Source organism: Kushneria avicenniae (assembly GCF_900112585.1).
Lineage (GTDB): Bacteria > Pseudomonadota > Gammaproteobacteria > Pseudomonadales > Halomonadaceae > Kushneria > Kushneria avicenniae.
Genome location: NZ_FOLY01000001.1, coordinates 20,360 through 36,973, shown reverse-complemented (window position 1 = coordinate 36,973; position 16,614 = coordinate 20,360). Strand labels below are relative to the sequence as shown.

At 58.1% G+C, this 16,614-nt stretch carries 20 protein-coding genes; 9 read left to right on the top strand and 11 right to left on the bottom strand.

Annotation, left to right across the window (positions count from 1 at the left end; genetic code table 11):
* Position 1 precedes the first annotated feature (1 nt).
* The 6 genes from fliM (at position 2) to fliR (ending at position 4,035) form a co-directional block, all read left to right on the top strand.
* Positions 2–1,009, top strand: coding sequence for a flagellar motor switch protein FliM (fliM, locus tag BM079_RS00205; RefSeq protein ID WP_090129644.1), 1,008 nt, complete (start codon positions 2–4; stop codon positions 1,007–1,009).
* Positions 1,002–1,517 (top strand): flagellar motor switch protein FliN, encoded by a 516-nt coding sequence (gene fliN, locus BM079_RS00200; RefSeq protein WP_090129642.1) that lies wholly within the window; start codon positions 1,002–1,004, stop codon positions 1,515–1,517. The genes fliM and fliN overlap by 8 nt, the downstream gene beginning before the upstream one ends.
* 46 nt (positions 1,518–1,563) lie before the next feature.
* The gene (gene fliO / locus BM079_RS00195) at positions 1,564–2,115 is read left to right on the top strand and encodes a flagellar biosynthetic protein FliO (RefSeq protein ID WP_245742775.1); all 552 of its coding nucleotides are present in this window, start codon (positions 1,564–1,566) and stop codon (positions 2,113–2,115) included.
* Positions 2,116–2,186: 71 nt separating this feature from the next.
* Positions 2,187–2,894, top strand: coding sequence for a flagellar type III secretion system pore protein FliP (gene fliP / locus BM079_RS00190; protein WP_407656156.1), 708 nt, complete (start codon positions 2,187–2,189; stop codon positions 2,892–2,894).
* A gap of 77 nt (positions 2,895–2,971) precedes the next feature.
* Positions 2,972–3,241, top strand: a complete 270-nt coding sequence (gene fliQ / locus BM079_RS00185) for a flagellar biosynthesis protein FliQ (protein ID WP_090129641.1) — start codon at positions 2,972–2,974, stop codon at positions 3,239–3,241.
* A gap of 11 nt (positions 3,242–3,252) precedes the next feature.
* Positions 3,253–4,035: a flagellar biosynthetic protein FliR gene (gene fliR / locus BM079_RS00180; RefSeq protein ID WP_090129639.1), complete on the top strand. Its 783-nt coding sequence runs from the start codon at positions 3,253–3,255 to the stop codon at positions 4,033–4,035.
* A gap of 148 nt (positions 4,036–4,183) precedes the next feature.
* Here fliR and flgL read toward each other — a convergent pair whose 3' ends face one another.
* The 11 genes from flgL to flgB all read right to left on the bottom strand — a co-directional run bounded on the left by flgL (position 4,184) and on the right by flgB (position 14,545).
* Complete coding sequence (gene flgL, locus BM079_RS00175; protein ID WP_090129637.1) at positions 4,184–5,125, bottom strand: flagellar hook-associated protein FlgL; 942 nt, start codon at positions 5,123–5,125, stop codon at positions 4,184–4,186.
* A gap of 13 nt (positions 5,126–5,138) precedes the next feature.
* Positions 5,139–6,770, bottom strand: coding sequence for a flagellar hook-associated protein FlgK (gene flgK / locus BM079_RS00170; protein WP_090129635.1), 1,632 nt, complete (start codon positions 6,768–6,770; stop codon positions 5,139–5,141).
* A 96-nt stretch (positions 6,771–6,866) separates the two neighbouring features.
* Positions 6,867–8,003: a flagellar assembly peptidoglycan hydrolase FlgJ gene (gene flgJ, locus BM079_RS00165; RefSeq protein ID WP_090129633.1), complete on the bottom strand. Its 1,137-nt coding sequence runs from the start codon at positions 8,001–8,003 to the stop codon at positions 6,867–6,869.
* Complete coding sequence (locus tag BM079_RS00160; RefSeq protein WP_380059473.1) at positions 8,003–9,130, bottom strand: flagellar basal body P-ring protein FlgI; 1,128 nt, start codon at positions 9,128–9,130, stop codon at positions 8,003–8,005. The genes flgJ and BM079_RS00160 overlap by 1 nt, the downstream gene beginning before the upstream one ends.
* A 21-nt stretch (positions 9,131–9,151) precedes the next feature.
* Positions 9,152–9,820 carry a flagellar basal body L-ring protein FlgH gene (locus BM079_RS00155; protein ID WP_245742774.1) on the bottom strand — a complete coding sequence of 223 codons (669 nt, stop codon included), beginning with the start codon at positions 9,818–9,820 and terminating at the stop codon, positions 9,152–9,154.
* 54 nt (positions 9,821–9,874) lie between these two features.
* Entirely contained in the window at positions 9,875–10,657 is a 783-nt protein-coding gene (gene flgG, locus BM079_RS00150) for a flagellar basal-body rod protein FlgG (RefSeq protein WP_090129629.1), read from the bottom strand.
* A 72-nt stretch (positions 10,658–10,729) separates the two neighbouring features.
* The gene (flgF, locus tag BM079_RS00145; protein WP_090129627.1) at positions 10,730–11,476 is read right to left on the bottom strand and encodes a flagellar basal-body rod protein FlgF; all 747 of its coding nucleotides are present in this window, start codon (positions 11,474–11,476) and stop codon (positions 10,730–10,732) included.
* A 207-nt stretch (positions 11,477–11,683) separates the two neighbouring features.
* Positions 11,684–12,901: a flagellar hook protein FlgE gene (flgE, locus tag BM079_RS00140; protein ID WP_090129625.1), complete on the bottom strand. Its 1,218-nt coding sequence runs from the start codon at positions 12,899–12,901 to the stop codon at positions 11,684–11,686.
* An 82-nt stretch (positions 12,902–12,983) separates the two neighbouring features.
* Entirely contained in the window at positions 12,984–13,673 is a 690-nt protein-coding gene (locus tag BM079_RS00135) for a flagellar hook assembly protein FlgD (RefSeq protein ID WP_175489540.1), read from the bottom strand.
* 23 nt (positions 13,674–13,696) lie between these two features.
* The gene (gene flgC, locus BM079_RS00130) at positions 13,697–14,101 is read right to left on the bottom strand and encodes a flagellar basal body rod protein FlgC (RefSeq protein ID WP_090129621.1); all 405 of its coding nucleotides are present in this window, start codon (positions 14,099–14,101) and stop codon (positions 13,697–13,699) included.
* A gap of 21 nt (positions 14,102–14,122) precedes the next feature.
* Positions 14,123–14,545 (bottom strand): flagellar basal body rod protein FlgB, encoded by a 423-nt coding sequence (gene flgB / locus BM079_RS00125; protein WP_090129618.1) that lies wholly within the window; start codon positions 14,543–14,545, stop codon positions 14,123–14,125.
* A 208-nt stretch (positions 14,546–14,753) separates the two neighbouring features.
* Between flgB and flgA the strand changes: the two genes are divergently transcribed.
* The 3 genes from flgA to BM079_RS00110 all read left to right on the top strand — a co-directional run bounded on the left by flgA (position 14,754) and on the right by BM079_RS00110 (position 16,388).
* Entirely contained in the window at positions 14,754–15,464 is a 711-nt protein-coding gene (gene flgA / locus BM079_RS00120; RefSeq protein ID WP_175489539.1) for a flagellar basal body P-ring formation chaperone FlgA, read from the top strand.
* 159 nt (positions 15,465–15,623) lie between these two features.
* Positions 15,624–15,893, top strand: coding sequence for a flagellar biosynthesis anti-sigma factor FlgM (gene flgM, locus BM079_RS00115; protein ID WP_175489538.1), 270 nt, complete (start codon positions 15,624–15,626; stop codon positions 15,891–15,893).
* Between the two features lie 39 nt (positions 15,894–15,932).
* Complete coding sequence (locus BM079_RS00110; protein ID WP_175489537.1) at positions 15,933–16,388, top strand: flagella synthesis protein FlgN; 456 nt, start codon at positions 15,933–15,935, stop codon at positions 16,386–16,388.
* Positions 16,389–16,614 lie beyond the last annotated feature (226 nt).

The following is a 16,614-nucleotide window of genomic DNA, read 5'->3' as shown; positions in this document are numbered from 1 at the left end:
CATGGCAGATGACATGCTGTCCCAGGAAGAGATCGACGCGCTGCTCAAGGGCGTCAGCGGCGAGGAAGAAGAGACGCGCTCCGGGGACGTCGGCACCAAGCGTATTCGCCCCTTCGATCCGGCCAATCAGCAGCGTGTGGTACGCGGCCGGCTGCAGTCGCTCGACATCATCCACGAGCGCTTTGGCCGTCGCTTTCGCATGGCGCTGTTCAACCTGATCAGACGTACGGCGGACATCACGGTAGGTCCGGTCAAGATTCAGAAATACAGCGACTTCACACGCAATCTGCCGGTACCGGCCAACATCAACATGATTGCGATCAAACCGCTCAAGGGCAATGCGCTGATCGTGTTTCCGCCCAACCTGGTCTTTCTGGTGGTGGACAGTCTCTTTGGCGGTGATGGGCGCTTTCTGACCAAATCGGAAGGTCGGGAGTTCACCCATACCGAGCAGCGCATTATCCAGCGTCTTTTGAATCTGACCCTGGAAAGCTATGCCGAGGGCTGGCAGTCGATCTATCCGGTGGAGCTTGAATATCAGCGCTCGGAAATGCAGGTGAAATTCACCAACATTACCAACAGCGCCAATGAACTGGTGGTCAACACCACCTTTCATGTCGAGGTCGGGGCCTTTGGCAGCGATTTTCACATCTGCATGCCCTACTCGATGATTGAACCCATTCGGGAAACGCTTTCGGGCCCACTGCAGCGCAACGACCCGGAAGAAGATCGCGAAAGGATGCAGCGTCTTGCCGGTGAGGTGAAATCCTCGAGCGTGGAGCTGGTGGCTGACTTCACCACACTTGAAACCACACTGAGCAGGATCGCGAAGCTGTCAGTCGGTGATGTATTGCCCATTGATCTGCCTCAGGAAATCAACGTGCGCGTCGACGGTGTACCGGTCTTGGCCTGCGATTACGGCAGTCTCAATGGCCAGAAGGGTCTGCGCGTCAAAAGACTGATTGACCATCGTCCTATCGATGCCCACAGGAATACGCATCATGACTGATCCCAAAAACCCGGATTCACCCAACGACAAGACTGACGAGTTGCCCGATGACTGGGCCAGTGCCATGCAGGAGCAAGGGGCTACCAGCGATGAAGACGATATCGACTGGGGGGCGGCCTTTGCAGAGACCGGCGAAACACCAGAGCACTCGCTGGAAGACACGCCAGCAGCAGCGGCGACTGCCGCCGAGCCTGCCAGCGATCGGATTTTCCAGCCACTGTCGGGTAGCGGTGCCAACGGTCAGTCGCGTGAGCTGGATGTCATCATGGAAATTCCGGTCACGCTGTCGGTCGAGCTGGGGCGTACCCGCATGACCATTCGTGAACTGCTGGATCTGGCCAAGGGATCGGTGGTCGAGCTGGATGGTCTGGCCGGCGAGCCCATGAACATTCTGATCAATGGCTATCTGATCGCGCAGGGTGAAGTTGTCGTGGTGGAGGACAAATACGGCATTCGTATTACCGATATCATTACGCCTTCCGAGCGCATCCATAAGCTTAACCGTTGAATACGCGCCTCGCTCGTGCTAAGTCGTGTCTCCTGAATGAAACGATATGAGTCATCCCATGACCGACAGCCACACGCGCGAGGCGACCGTCTCCGCCCCATCAGACCCTTCCGGCCTCTTCATTGACGGGCCGCTTGATGCCCGGGCGCTGGAAAGCGCTCGACATCTTGTTACGCCACATGTCGCAGTATCATCCGACACCTCCGCGCCCTCCTTTTCACAGGACAGCAATCTGGGGATGGCGGGGCTTGGCAAGACGGCACTGGGCCTTGCGCTGGTGCTTTTGCTGATCTGGGGTCTTGGCGCCATCATCAAGCGCATGGGTCCGGGGCGACGTCTCCAGGGGCAGTCACTTCGTATCGTGGCCAGCCAGAGTGTTGGCGCTCGCGAACGGGTGGTGGTGGTCGAGGTCGACGACACCTGGCTGGTGCTGGGCGTTACGCCCGGCAGCGTCAACCGTCTCCACGAGATGCCGGCAAAATCGCAGGGGCTTCCGGGTGACGCGGACGCATCTTCCGATCAGAGCATGTCTGCTCGTCTCTCCTTTTCCGAAAGCTTCAAGCGTGCGCTGGCTCAGCGCTTTGATAGGCGCCCATGACTTATTCTGCCCTCTTCCACCCGCCTCGGTGGACCCGACGCTATCTGCCGGTTCTGCTGCCGATGCTGGCCATGCTGGTGTCATTGTCGGCTCAAGCGTCAGCCGAGTTCCCGGCCATGACCAGCCAGCCCATGGACGGTGGGGGCCAGTCCTGGAGTCTCTCCATCGAGACGCTGGTACTTTTGAGCTCGATGGCCTTTCTGCCGGCCGCGCTTTTGATGATGACCGGCTTTACCCGCATCATCATTGTACTGGGGCTTTTGCGCAGCGCACTGGGAACGCAGTCCTCACCGCCCAATCAGGTACTGGTCGGGCTGGCACTGTTTCTGACCTTTTTTGTCATGTCGCCGGTCTTTGAGCAGATCTACGAAACGGCATGGCAGCCGCTGTCGGAAGGTAATATCGGCATGCCGCGGGCCATTGAGGTCGGCAGCCAGCCGCTGCGCGAATTCATGCTGCACCAGACGCGCGAAAGCGATATCGCCATGTTTGCCAGCATTGCCAATATGCCGGCCATGGAAGGCCCGGACGATGTGCCCATGCGACTGCTGCTGCCCTCTTTTGTGACCAGTGAGCTGAAAACCGCCTTCCAGATCGGCTTTACGATCTTCATTCCCTTCCTGGTTGTCGACCTGGTGGTGGCAAGCGTTTTGATGGCACTGGGGATGATGATGGTGCCACCTGCCATCGTCTCGCTGCCCTTCAAGCTGATGCTGTTTGTACTGGTCGATGGCTGGGGGCTTTTGATGGGCTCGCTGGCGCAAAGCTTTTATACATAGCCGCACCAGCAAGCGGCTTTATCAACGGCTGCCGGGATAGCCCCCGGCATTGTGACAACTTCCGAGGGAGTGGCGCCATGACACCGGAAATGGTAATGAGTCTGGCCTATCGCGGCATGATGCTGACGCTTTTGATTGCCGCACCGCTGCTGTTGGTCGCATTGACGGTCGGCCTGCTGGTCAGCCTTTTCCAGGCGGCCACCCAGATCAACGAAATGACGCTGTCCTTCATTCCCAAGATTCTGGCGGTCTTTACCACACTGATCGTTGGCGGCTCCTGGATGCTGGGGACGCTGTCGGACTTCACCCGGGAGCTTTTCAATAACATCCCCGGCATGATCGGTTAGAGGGCCCTCGCTTGCTGGAGATCACATCCGCCCAGCTTGATGCCTGGTTGACGGCCTTTCTGTGGCCGTTTGTCAGAATTCTGGCCTTTATTGGCACCGCCCCCATTTTTGGCGAAAACTCGATTCCGCGGACCGCCAAGGTCGGACTTGCCTTTGCCCTGACCGTTGTCGTTTCACCCGTCCTGCCTCCCATGCCGGATATTCCGCCCGCTTCATGGGCGGGCATCATGGTGATCATTCAGCAGTTCATCATTGGCGTGGCGCTGGGTCTGGTCATGCGGCTGGTGTTTGCCGCCATTCAGGCCGCCGGTGACTATATCGCCCTGCAGATGGGTCTCTCATTTGCATCGTTCTACTCTCCCGAAGCTCAGGGAACGACCACGGTGCTGGCACGCTTTCTCAACATGATCGCCATTCTCATGTTCATGGCCCTCAACGGTCATACCATCATGCTCCGTATTCTGATCGAAACCTTCACCCGCCTGCCGATCGGCCAGTCCGGACTTGAACCGGCCGGATTCGAAGCGATCGCACGCTGGGGCAGTTTCATTTTCTCGGCAGGCTTTTTGATGGCCCTGCCGATACTCACGGCCCTTTTGATCATCAACATTTCCATGGGCATCCTTAATCGCGCGTCACCGCAGTTTTCAATCTTCTCGGTCGGCTTTCCCATCACCCTGACAACCGGTGTCACACTGCTGACCTTCATGACGCCCGAGTTTGGTACGGTGTTTCAGCGCATGTTTGAAAGTGCGCTCAATCAGATGGTCAGCATCACGGAACTGCTGTCCTGAGTGATCGCCATATCCATCTTTTGAAATGCCATCACAAAATGTGCTCACAACCCAATCCATGGGCGCACGAGATAACAGGATACAAGCCATGAAAAAACCCCATGCCGGTTGCCGGCATGGGGCTCTTGACGATGCGCAATACAAGGCGTTAGCGGATCAGGCTGAACAGGGAAGTCTGCTGTGTCTGCATGAACATCTTCTGTGACGCTTCCAGCCCGATCTGACCCAGCGTGTAGCGGGAGATGGCTTCGGCGTAATCCAGATCTTCCAGATCGGAAAGTGCGACCTTATTGCTGATGGTGCGCGTATCGCCAATATCACTCAGCACATCCAGCTCGTTGAGTTTGCTGCCGATCCCGGAACGTACGCTCAGGACATTGTCGCTGCCGCTGTCGATCTTTCGGTTGGCCTGATCCAGCGTGGCGCGCAGCTCGTCCTGATTTTCCGCGGTCTGCGGCGTTCTCAATGTCGCAATGGCTGTCTCGAACACCTTGAAGAGATCGCTTTCATCATCTCCTGCCTTGGTAGCAGGCACCCTGAAGACATTCGAACCCGCAGCATTGACATCCATGCTGCGCGACGCATCCACCTGCACGTTCAGTGGCCTGGCATCTCCGGCATAAGGCTCAACCAATCCGTTGTCAGCCGTTTCAAAGGGCTTTACGTCCCCTTGTGAACCCGCAAACATGTACTGACCGTTGCTGTCTCTGGTATTGGCAAGACCCAGCATCTGGTTGTAAAGCCCTTCAAGCTCGGTGGCCACCGAGGCGCGGTCACTGTCGGTATAGGTACCATTCCCCCCCTTGACGATCAGACCCTTGGCACTGACGAGCAGATCCGACACGCTGTTCAGCGTATTTTCCTGCAGAGACAGCGTGTTGGTCGCCGTGATCCGACTGTCCTTGTACTGCTCCTGAACGGCCTGGTCCTGCTTGACGATCAAGGCCTGCGAAGCGGCGCGCGGGTCATCCGAGGGTGAAACAATACGCTTGCCCGAGGCGACCTGCTCACCCACCTTCGACAGATCGCTCTGGCGACTCTGCATCGCGTTCTGGCTGCGCTCGAACATCATTGAAGTACTGATACGCATTGGTTTTATCCTCTTAGCGCATGATGCCGATCAGTGAGTCAAACATCTCCGAGGAAGCCCGGATCATCTGCGCACTGGCACTGTAAAGCTGCTGGTACTTGAGCATGTTGGCCGCTTCTTCATCGATATTGACGCCTGATACCGACTGCTGAGCGCTCTTGAGCTCCTGGGAAATCTGGGTCTGGGCGGCGTTGCTGCTCTTGAGCGTGGCCGTTTTGTTGCCGACATCGCTGACCATCGAGGCATAGGCCGTATTCAGGCTGGTGCTGCCGTTGATCAGCTTTTCGTTCTGGATATTGGCCATGGCCAGCGCGTTGCTGTTACCACGTACACCCTCATTCTGACTGCCACGCGCTGCAATGCCTTCTGGCGTCATGTCGCCGCTGACACTCAACCGGCTCGCGGCGTTATCCAGCGGTTTGATCACAAAACTATCGCCGTTGGTCAGACCTGCGGGGAAATCGATCTCGAGACCAACATCTGCCGCATTGACCGACTGACCGTTATCCAGACGCGTCAAGGAGTAGCCGGTGGTTTCGTTGCTGTTCGCCGTCAGCTTGTAGTTGCTGGCAGCCACCTTCGAAACGTCATCTGTAAACGATACGGATGGCATGCCGGCGCTACTGTTGGCGCTGCTGGCCACAACCGTGGGCGTACTGGCAGTGAACAGTGCCTTGCCGGCATCACCGTCCAGATCAAAACCGCTGGTCTGAATATCGTTGACGCTGGTCGCCAGTGCATGGGCGATCTGATCCACACGCAGCTGGGTAGGCTCAAGCGACTGGCTGCGAAACTGCACCAGTCCGCCCAGGGTGCCGCCCGTCAGTCTGCTTTCATCCAGTTCGAAGAGATTGCCGTCACTCCCCTTGAGAGCCACGACCTGACGGGTTGGATCATCTTCCGAGGCCACCATCTGCAGCGACTGTACCTGCTTGCCCGAGACCAGCGGCTGACCGGTCGACAGCGACACCGTGTACTGGCCGTCCTGATTGACCACCGAGACCCCGGTGAGCTTGCTAAGCTTTGCCACCGCCAGATCACGCTGATCCAGCATGTCGTTGGGCGGCGTACCGGTTTTGGCCTGGGTCTGGGTGATCTGGACGTTGAGCGTGGCAATCTGCTTTGAATAGCTGTTGATCTCGTCAACCACACCACCCATCTGCGCCACGGTGTTGTCCGACATGTTTTTCAGATAGCTGTCGGTCGCGCGGAACTGCGCTGTCATGCTCTCGGCATTGCCCAGCATGGCCTGACGCGCCGACGTATCGGCCGGATTATTGGCCATGGTCTGCACGCCCTTGAAAAAGGACTGCATCTGCTTGTTGAGACCGGCATCGCCATCGCCCAGCAGATTGTCGATCTGGGAGATCTGGGACAGATGCGACGTGCTGGCCCCCAGCTCACTGTTGGCATCATTGAGCTGGGTGCTGAGATACTGTTCATACTGGCGCTGCACGCCGGTAACACTGACGCCACTACCGGCAAAAAGGCCACCGGCACTGGTCCCTTTGGATTCGGCAAGCCCGGTGATCTGGCGGTTATAGCCTTCGGTATTAACGTTGGCAATGTTGTTGCTTGTCGTATTCAGGCCAATCTGGGCGGCTCGCAGCCCGCTCAGCGCTGACCCCATCAGTGAACCGGACATGATATTTCCTCGCACGCGCCCTTAAGGGTGTTATCTGTCATGTACTATCGGCCGATGGCCGGAAAATTTTAGACAACGCGCTGCAGTTCCAGCGCATCAAAAAATTCTGCTGGCCTCGTTTTCGGTGGCATAAGCCATGGCGGCACGCTGCTGCGCCACTGGCGATATGTCGCTTTCCTGACGACTCTGGGTGCGCGCCGCATACAGAGAACGAGAGGCCCCGGCATTGTCATCAGGCATTTGCGCCATGATGGCCACCAGCTTGTCGCCATAGCGGGGGTCGGTGGCATAGCCACAGTCCTGCAGCGCATGCGCAGCGGCTTCAGGCGTACGTGCATCAAGCACCGGCTGATAGCGTGGGTTGTCGGTCAAAAGCCGTGCATAGTCGGAGAAGGCAGCTTCATAGGAGTCATAGACGCGAAAGGCCGCACGTTCCTTGCGTGCCGTGCCCGCCTCGAACTCGGTGGTCGTGACGCTGGCTCGATCACCCTGCCAGCTACCGGTCGCCTTGATATTGAAAAGGTTATGGCTGGCCTGGCCGTCGCTGGTGCGAATTTCCTTCGCCCCCCAGCCGGTCTCAAGGGCAGCCTGTGCCAGAATCAGCTGGTGCGGGATGCCGGTACGCTCGCTGACGGCACGCGCCGCAGAGCCCATTTTTGTGACAAACGAAGACACGTGGGGAGCAACGTCCGCCATCATGGTCTGATGGTCGTGACGTGCCTGCAGACCACTGCCCAGCGAGGCATAGCCCTCGATCAGAGGCCCCTGCCGCGGCTGCTCGGCGGGCCCGGCCACACTGCTGCTCGCTTCAAGATCGGCGTTGCGCTTGAGCTGCTCGTCACTGAGCGGCACGGCCAGCGCCGAGGGAATATTGCGTGACTGTGCCCGCAGCGTTTCCAGGGAAGCATTGGGTGACGGGTCAGGATCCTGGGCTTCATCCTTTTTCGACAGCTTTTTGACCATCATGTCGGACAGCCCGATACCCTGCTCGGAAAGATTCTGCGCCCATTGCTGATCCAGCATTTTGGTATAGGTATCCATGCTGTCGCTCTGAAGCAGATCGCTTTTGGGCATGGCATCGCGCATGCTTTTCAGCATCTTTTGCAGAAACAGCGCCTCAAACTGCTTTGAGGTCTCCTTGAGACTCTCCTCGGGATTGTCCCGAGCACTGTATTTGAGCTTCGAAAGCCCCTGCACATCGAGTGCGAAACTGCCCCGGCTGTCCACTGCCATCAGATGATCTCCAGATCCGCGTTGAGCGCCCCGGCCGACTTCAGCGCCTGCAGGATGGCCATCAGATCGTTGGGCGTCGCGCCCAGACGATTGAGGGCATCCACCACCTGACTCAGATCGGCTTCACCGCTGACGATATTCAGCGCGCCCGACTCTTCCTGCACGTTGATATCGGCGTTGGGTACCACTGCAGTCTGCCCGCCCGACAGCGCATTCGGTTGGCTGATTATGGGGTTGGAATCGATCGTAATCGACAGATTGCCATGGGCGATTGCGGCCCGATCAAGCGTCACGCGCGTGTTCATGGCAATCGAGCCGGTACGCGCGTTGATCACCACCCTGGGTGTGACCACCCCCGGGGCAATATCAATGTTCTGCACTCGCGCGAGGAAGGAGACCTTCGAAGCGCTGTCCAGCGGCGCCGCCAGCGAGATCACCCGTGAATTCTGCGCCACCGCAACGCCCTCGCCCATGGCGGTGTTGATGGCATTCATGGTGCGCAGCGCAGTATTGAAGTCGGCATCCTTGAGCTCGAGGTTGATACGCCCCTGCTCTGCCAGCTGCGCGGGAACAGTACGCTCGATGATCGCGCCGGCCGGGATACGACCGGAAGCCGTCTGGTTGACCTGAACGCTGCTGCCGGCCGCCTGGGCGCTGATACCGGGAATGACCATGTTGCCCTGCGCCAGAGCGTAGATCTGACCATCGGCACCCTTGAGCGGCGTCATCAGCAGTGTGCCGCCTCGCAGGCTGCGTGCGTTGCCCACGGAGGCAACCGTGATATCCAGCTTCTGTCCCGGACTTGAAAACGGCGGCAGCTCGGCCGTGACCATGACGGCAGCCACGTTCTTGAGCTGCATGTTGGTGCCGGCCGGAACCGTCACGCCCAGCTCGGAGAGCATGTTGGTCACTGACTGTCCGGTAAACGGCGCCTGCATGGTCTGGTCACCGGTATTGTCCAGACCGACCACCAGGCCATAGCCCACCAACGGGTTGGAGCGTACGCCTTCAAACGTAGCGATATCGCCCAGACGTGCGGCCTGAGCCTGACAGGCCATACCGATCAGCGCCCAGCAGCCCAGCAACAGCATGGCCCAGCGCCGGGAAGCAGATTTTATCATCGACATCGTCAGGTGCTCCTGTCCGAATCAGAACGGTGAGATGTTGAGGAAAAAGCGTTGCAGCCAGCCCATGGTCTGCGCCTCGTTGATATAACCATCGCCGTAGTATTCAAGGCGAGCGTCTGCCACCTGGGTGGAAGGCACGGTATTGAGACCGGTAATCGTGCGCGGATTGACGGTACCCGAAAAACGGATGTACTCGGTGCCCTGATTGATCCCGATGCGCTTTTCACCGGCGACCTGGAAGTTGCCGTTGGGCAGCACGTTCATGACCGTGGTCGTGATCGTGCCGGTAAAGGTGTTGGACGCGTTGGCGCCCCCCTGCCCCTGAAAGGTCGTGGCACCGGAGAGACTGGTCGTCTGTCCATCCAGCAACCCACCAATGACCCGAGGCGTAGCTTCAAGGCCCAGGGCGGTGTTGCCATTACGCGAGGCATTGGCCGCGGAGCTTTTCGTGGCACTGACGTTTTCATTGAGCACAATGGTCAGAATGTCGCCTACACCGCGTGGGCGACGATCCTCGAACAGGGGTCGCGTGTAGTTACTCTGATAGATCGAGCCATTGGCGACCGGCATGGGCGGAAGCTGAGGCGGTGCCGTTGTCGGGCCTTCTACCACGTTTTGCCGCGGGATCTGGGCGCAGGCCACCATGGTCATGGCCATGCAGATCACCAGCAACAGCTTCCAGACGGGCATGTTTCGCATCATTGATCCCCGGTTACCCCTGCGCGAGTGCATTGATATTTCCTGTCAGAGCTGGGTCAGACGGCCCAGCATCTGATCGACGGTCGACACGGCCTTGGAGTTGATTTCATAGGAGCGCTGTGTCTCGATCATGTTGACCATTTCCTCCACCACGTTGACGTTGGAGGTTTCCACAAAGCCCTGATAAAGCGTGCCGGCACCGTTGTTGCCGGGGATACTGTCGTTGCGCGGTCCCGATGCGTCCGTCTCGCGGTAGAGATTGTCGCCGATGCTTTCCAGACCGGTCGGATTGATAAAGGTCGTCAGCTGCAGCTGGCCAACCGGCTGGCTGGCGGCCGCCCCGGGCACGGTGACAGACACCATGCCGTCATTGGCGATCGATACCGACAGTGCGTTGGGTGGAATCACGATACCCGGATCGATCGGGAAACCGTTGGCCGTGACCAGCTGACCATCCTGATTGACCTGAAAGGCGCCATCCCGGGTAAAGGAGTTGGTACCATCAGGCATCTGAACGGCGAAAAAGCCATCACCACGAATCGCGACATCCTTGGTATTGCCGGTCTGCTCCAGATTGCCCTGGGTATGCAGACGCTCGGTGGCAACGGCGCGCACACCGGTACCGATCTGAAGGCCGGAAGGCAGATTGGTCTGAACCGATGACATTGACCCCGGCTGACGCAGGTTCTGATACAGCAGATCCTCGAATACCGCGCGCGAACGCTTGAAGCCATTGGTCGAGACGTTGGCCAGGTTATTGGAAATGACGTCCATGTTGGTCTGCTGGGCATCAAGACCGGTCTTGGCAATCCAGAGGGCGTTGATCATCGTTTTCTCCACGCATCGGGCGGTGCCCGGTGACATCAAATATCGGTGCAGGGCCGAAATGGCCCGGCGCTATCAATTCATCGACAGCAGCGAGTTGGCGCGTTGATCGTTCTCATCGGCCGTCGTCAGCACTTTCATGTTCATCTCGAAACGGCGCGCCGTGTCGATCATGGCCACCATGGCTTCGGTCGGGTTGACGTTGCTGCCTTCGAGCGTGCCGCTGACCACCTGAACATTTTCGTCACGCGGCAGGCCGGCCATCGGGCCACCCTGCGCATTCCAGGCACCAAACAGACCATCATCGCGTCGCGCCATACGCCCGTCAGCGTTGCTGGCCAGCATCAGCCGGCCGACTTCGGCCTGCACCTGAGTGCCGACCTCACGGGCAGAGATGGTGCCATCACCGGCAATCGACACCTCGGCATTGAGCGGCACGACAATGGGGCCGTCCTCCCCCATGACCGGCCGACCCTGCGACATCAGAAGCCCGGTCGCATCGACCTGCAACGCGCCGTTACGGGTATAGGCCGTGTCACCATTGCCGGCCTGTACCGCCAGCCAGCCATCACCGTTGATGGCCACGTCCAGTGCACGGCCCGTGGTGGTGAAAGAGCCCGGCGTAAAATCAGAGCCCGGCGTTGAGTCCGACGTAATGGCGCGAGTAGCATGGCCTGCCCCATTGACCGGCACCGCACGAGCGGCGCTGAGTTCGGCGCGAAAGCCGCTGGTCGAGACATTGGCCATGTTGTTGGCAACGGCGGACTGCCGCTCCAGACTCTGTTTGGCGCCCGACATGGCGGTATAGATGATTCTGTCCATGACCCGCTCCGGAAAGCTTGAGAAGTATCCCGACCGGTCTTTTCAGGTGTAACTGAAGGCCGGCTCTTTGTGACACCTAGTAAACACGCAAAGTCACTTTCTTAAAGTCACAAGAAAGGCACGAGAAAGGTCGTATTTCTTTGCCTGCTGGCAGCGCCCAATAAAAAACCGGCCAGAGGCCGGTCTTTTTTGATGCAGGCTGAAGGTTTAACGCAGACTGACCATGGTCTGCAGGATCTGATCCTGCGTCTTGATGGTCTGCGAGTTGGCCTGATAGTTGCGCTGCGCCACGATCATGGTGACCAGCTCCGAGGCCAGATCGACGTTGGAGTTTTCAAGCGTACCCGACAGCAGCGAGCCCAGCTGACCGGTGCCGGCGCTGCCCAGAAGCTCCTGACCGGAATTGGTTGTGGCCACCCAGGCATTGTTGCCATCCGGTCGCAGCCCCTGCTCATTGGTGAAGCTGGCCAGTGCCACTCGGCCCAGCGCACGACTCTGGTTGTTGGAGTAGTTGCCCAGTACGTCGCCGTTATCGGCAATCGAGATGCCGGTCAGGCTGCCCGCGGCGTAACCATTCTGACCCGCTGCCTTGACCACGAAGCTGCCGCTGTTCTGGGTAACGCTGGACAGGTCGATGTTGGCATTGATCTGAGCCGCACCGTTACCCGGATTGATGGCCAGATTCAGCGTATCTCCCCCGGTAATCTTGCCGTTTTCATTGAACGCCAGATTGGAAGTCCCCACCTCATTGCCCTTGTTAAGAGCATGAACAGTCCAGGAATTGCTATCAGTCGCCGATTTCACGAAGTACATGTTGACCTGCTGGGCATTACCCTGCGAGTCATAAGTTGTCAGTGACGTCTGCCAGTTATAGCTTTTCGGATTATCTGCATCGAAAGCGATCGCATCACCATTGGCATTGACCCTGGCCGTATCGGTCGAATCCAGGTTAAAGGTCATGTTGCCACTGGTCGTGGCGCTGGCGTCCAGATCGCCCTGAGCCACTTGCAGCGCGACCGGCTGCGCCCCGGCCAGAACCACCGGATTGGCAGATGCAGGATCGTCAACCGGGTAACCCGTCAGCCTGCCGCCGGTATTGTTGACCAGAAAGCCGTTGGCATCCATCTGGAACTGGCCGTTGCGTGAATAGGTGGTCTGCTGACCGTCGGTCAGACGGAAGAAGCCGCCGCCATCAATGGCCAGGTCAAGATTACGGTCGGTCGTTTCCAACGCCCCCTGGGAAAAGCCCTGTGTAATGCCGGAGACCTGCACACCAAGACCGGCCTTGGCGCCCGCGTAGAGATCCGCAAACTCGGTACGGCTTTTCTTGAAGCCGACGGTCTGTGAGTTGGCAATGTTGTGGCCGATGGTATCCAGCTGACTGGAAGCTGCGTTAAGGCCACTGACGCCCTGTGTAAAAGCCATGGTTCATCCTCTGATTGAAAGTCGTCTCACCGGCGCCTGCCGGATGGATCATCAGGACGCGCACACCGCGCCCGGTGGTGCGTTACAGGATCTGTTTGACGTCGTTGAAGGCGACACTGCCCATATTGGGGCCCAGATCCAGCTTCGTGGTGTTATCACTGGTCATCACCCCACTCACGTAGCCATATTGAAGCGGACGTGAGGCAACGGCTCGACCACTGGCATCGGTCGCCGCAATGGTGACCTGATAGGTACCATCTTCAACGCGCGCCTTGCTGTCATCGTTACCGTCCCAGTTGAAGGACTGAACACCGGCTTTGAGTGCACCAAGATCGTACTGATTGATGGTACGACCCGAGCCATCGGTAATGGTGGCCGTCACTTTGGCCGCATCATCGTCAAGCTCGATACCAAAGGGCAGTACGGTGTCCTTGCCCACCTGAACCTTGTTGCCTTCCACCAGCACGCCACGGCCGACCATGGCGCCAGCCTGCAGTTTCTGCGAGGCATCAATCTGTCCCGTAATGCTGGACAGCGTGTTGTTAAGCTTGTCGATCCCGCTGACCGTATTGATCTGCGCAATCTGCGCGGTGAATTCGGAGTTATCTGTAGGATTAAGTGGATCCTGATTCTTGAGCTGTGCCACCAGCAGGCTCATGAACTCATCACCCAGATCACTGGCGCTGGTTGACCCCACGCCCTTGCCACCGCTGGTGCCTGCTGCCGCTGCAGTGCCGTTAACCCTGCTCACCAGAGAGCTGTCAATTGCCATGATTTACTCCTTGATGATCCGATTTACTGACCCAGCGTCAGCGTCTTGAGCATCAGTGATTTATTGGTGTTGAGGACTTCGACGTTGGCCTGATACGAGCGCGCGGCCGAAATCATGTTGACCATTTCAGACGTGGTATCCACGTTGGGCATGCTGACGTATCCCTGATCATCGGCCGCCGGGTTTTTCGGATCATAAAGACGCCGGAACTCACTCTGGTCTTCACTGATGCCGGCCACGCGCACACCGCCGACCTGCTGACCGGGCTCGCTGGCCATTTCAAAGGTCAGTTGCCTGGCACGATAGGGCTGACCATCCGGCCCGGCCACGCTATCGGCGTTGGCAAGGTTGCTGGCGGTCACGTTCATACGCTGCGACTGCGCAGAAAGTGCCGATCCTGAAATGTTGAAAACGCTGAAAAGACTCATCGACTTCTCTCCTGTCGGTTATCAGGACTCGCGCTGCATGGCGTTTTTCAGGCCCTGCAATCGACTGGTCAGAAACTGGACGTCGGCCTGGTAGTGCACGGCGTTATCTGCAAAGTTGACGCGCTCCATATCCATGTCGACCGTATTGCCATCCAGACTCGGCTGAGTCGGATTGCGATACATCAAATCGATCCCGCCTGCACCGCCGCTGGTCTGCGCCGGAATGTGGCGACTGGAAGTCATGCTCAGTGACAGCCCGTTCTGCCCTTCTGCACGTCCCTGATTGACGACGCGATCCAGCTCGGTCCGGAAGTCAAAATCGCGTGCCTTGTAGCCGGGGGTGTCAGCGTTGGCGATGTTGGCTGACAGTACTTCCTGACGCTGGGCACGCAGATTGAGGGACTGCTGCATAACGTTGAGTGAGGCATTGAGCCGATCGATCATGGGGGTCGCTCCATTGCGCCATGAATCAAAAAGACAACAAAGGTTACTTTCTTTTACCTTTTGGAATGAGCGCAGCATAGAGAGCCCGCAACCTTCACCATTGAATGAAAAGGCCGCTTTTTAGGGGTTATTTCGAGCCCTATTTTTTTGGCCGCTTCTCTAGAATGCCCAGCATCCGGGTAACCGTTTGATGACAGCAGGCCTTTCAATGTTACTGCCATTTACATTTCTACCGCGCAGGCATTACCACCGTGTTGCGACCCTTGTCATGGTCGTGGTAGGGCTTTCCTGTGCGTCGGCGCAGGCAAACGAACAGGTCATTCATGACGTCATTGAGGGTTTTTTACTGGAACAGACTGCAGGTGAAAGCGGTGAGGTCACCATAGAGATTACGCCATCCCCTGCTGCCTCCATGGCCTGTCAGGCACCCTCTGCCTTTCTGCCCGGGCGCGGCGGCAAGATCTCGGGCCGTACATCGGTGGGTGTACGTTGCCCGGGGGATGCCCCGGAGACCCGCTACTTCCAGGCCTATGTACACATCAATGGTCAGTACCCGGTGCTCAATCGAGACATCATGCCGGGCGATGTGATTCAGGAAAGCGACCTTGACTGGCAGGAAGGAGATCTGACCCGGCTTTCCAGTCGCCTGATTACCGATGCCTCGCAGCTGGTGGGTCAGGTATCACAGCGTCGCATTGCGGCGGGACAGCCGCTTCAGGCAGGCATGGTCAGGGCACCATTGCTCATCAAGCGCGGTGCCGAGGTCGCCCTGCAGGTTCGGGGCAACGGTTTCATGATCAGCAGTAGTGGCCAGGCATTGAATGATGCAGGCCTTGGTGAAAGTGTTCGGGTTAGAATGCCCTCTGGCAGCGTGATCAACGGTGAGGCAAGTCGCGAAGGACTGGTGGAGGTTCACTAGTTCAACAAGGCAGCAAAATTACGCTTCGATATCCATTCGACACCTTTCGTTACGCAGACAGGTTAAAGAACAGGCCTGCCGTGTCGATAATGGGTACAACAGCGCTTGCCTGCGCCCCTTTACCAGCTCATTCGAGTGAGCGCTTCGGAGAGCATGACGATGAAAATTGACAGTAATAATTCGATCAACCGCATTGCCAGCCCGGTGTCGGTACCGCGCGCCAGCACGCCGGAAACCGCAAAAAATGAGCAAAGCGCCGCGACGCGCTGGGTACCCTCCAGCGCTCATGATGGCTCAAAGGACATTGATACGGTTCGTGTCAATGAACTGCGTCAGGCCATTCGCGACGGCAGCTTTGAGGTTGATACCGGAAAAATCGCCGATGGCCTGATCGCAAGCGCGCAGGAGCTGCTTTCGAACAAGGGCTAGGGCACTCCCTTTGCTTGAATGCCTTTGGAGAACACGTGGATGAACGATTACGCCAATATCCTGACCCAGATCGATGAAGCGCTTGGTCGCTTCATCGATCTGCTGGATCACGAGGCCGAACTTCTGGACAGCCATCCGGTTAATATCGAAGCCCTGCTTCAGACCTGTGAACATAAAGGGTCTGCAATGGTCAGGCTCGATCAGCTAGAGCGGGCAAGAAGCACCCTGCTGGAAAGCCGCGGCCTCAGCGCGGATCGTGCCACGAGTGATCGCGCCGCCATCAGGCTCGAGCTCAACGAGCTGTGGCAGCGCGTCATCGAACGCACCGAAGCGGCCGCACAGCGTAATCGCCTCAACGGGTTTGTCATTGGAAGGCGGCTGGATTTTCACAGTCGTGCGCTCAACTTCCTGCAGACTGCCGCCGGCATGACCATGTATGGCCCCAACGGGCGTCAGCACAGGATTGGGCGCTCCAGTACGCATCTGGTCGGCTGAGCCGCTTGACCGTTTTAGAGCATTCAATATGAGAGGGCCGCACCATGAATATGGCGCGGCCCTTTTAATTTATGGCTTGTAGTCACACCGGATTTTCCGACTTTCCCTTCCTCTGTCCCTTGAATACGTCAGCCTTTGAACCCTGTTGAGCAGAGTCGCTCCTCGTGGGGTATATGATAAAGCGCTGACGGCTGTCCTGTCCGATCGCCTCATGTCTGGCGCCATC

Bases quoted from the DNA above. Each gene is read 5' to 3' on its own strand.
- fliM (WP_090129644.1), top strand. From the start codon at position 2: ATGGCAGATGACATGCTGTCCCAGGAAGAGATCGACGCGCTGCTCAAG.
- fliN (WP_090129642.1), top strand. From the start codon at position 1,002: ATGACTGATCCCAAAAACCCGGATTCACCCAACGACAAGACTGACGAG.
- fliO (WP_245742775.1), top strand. From the start codon at position 1,564: ATGAGTCATCCCATGACCGACAGCCACACGCGCGAGGCGACCGTCTCC.
- fliP (WP_407656156.1), top strand. From the start codon at position 2,187: ATGCTGGTGTCATTGTCGGCTCAAGCGTCAGCCGAGTTCCCGGCCATG.
- fliQ (WP_090129641.1), top strand. From the start codon at position 2,972: ATGACACCGGAAATGGTAATGAGTCTGGCCTATCGCGGCATGATGCTG.
- flgL (WP_090129637.1), bottom strand. From the start codon at position 5,125: ATGCGTATCAGTACTTCAATGATGTTCGAGCGCAGCCAGAACGCGATG.
- flgK (WP_090129635.1), bottom strand. From the start codon at position 6,770: ATGTCCGGTTCACTGATGGGGTCAGCGCTGAGCGGGCTGCGAGCCGCC.
- flgJ (WP_090129633.1), bottom strand. From the start codon at position 8,003: ATGGCAGTGGACAGCCGGGGCAGTTTCGCACTCGATGTGCAGGGGCTT.
- BM079_RS00160 (WP_380059473.1), bottom strand. From the start codon at position 9,130: ATGTCGATGATAAAATCTGCTTCCCGGCGCTGGGCCATGCTGTTGCTG.
- BM079_RS00155 (WP_245742774.1), bottom strand. From the start codon at position 9,820: ATGCCCGTCTGGAAGCTGTTGCTGGTGATCTGCATGGCCATGACCATG.
- flgG (WP_090129629.1), bottom strand. From the start codon at position 10,657: ATGATCAACGCCCTCTGGATTGCCAAGACCGGTCTTGATGCCCAGCAG.
- flgF (WP_090129627.1), bottom strand. From the start codon at position 11,476: ATGGACAGAATCATCTATACCGCCATGTCGGGCGCCAAACAGAGTCTG.
- flgE (WP_090129625.1), bottom strand. From the start codon at position 12,901: ATGGCTTTTACACAGGGCGTCAGTGGCCTTAACGCAGCTTCCAGTCAG.
- BM079_RS00135 (WP_175489540.1), bottom strand. From the start codon at position 13,673: ATGGCAATTGACAGCTCTCTGGTGAGCAGGGTTAACGGCACTGCAGCG.
- flgC (WP_090129621.1), bottom strand. From the start codon at position 14,101: ATGAGTCTTTTCAGCGTTTTCAACATTTCAGGATCGGCACTTTCTGCG.
- flgB (WP_090129618.1), bottom strand. From the start codon at position 14,545: ATGATCGATCGGCTCAATGCCTCACTCAACGTTATGCAGCAGTCCCTC.
- flgA (WP_175489539.1), top strand. From the start codon at position 14,754: ATGTTACTGCCATTTACATTTCTACCGCGCAGGCATTACCACCGTGTT.
- flgM (WP_175489538.1), top strand. From the start codon at position 15,624: ATGAAAATTGACAGTAATAATTCGATCAACCGCATTGCCAGCCCGGTG.
- BM079_RS00110 (WP_175489537.1), top strand. From the start codon at position 15,933: ATGAACGATTACGCCAATATCCTGACCCAGATCGATGAAGCGCTTGGT.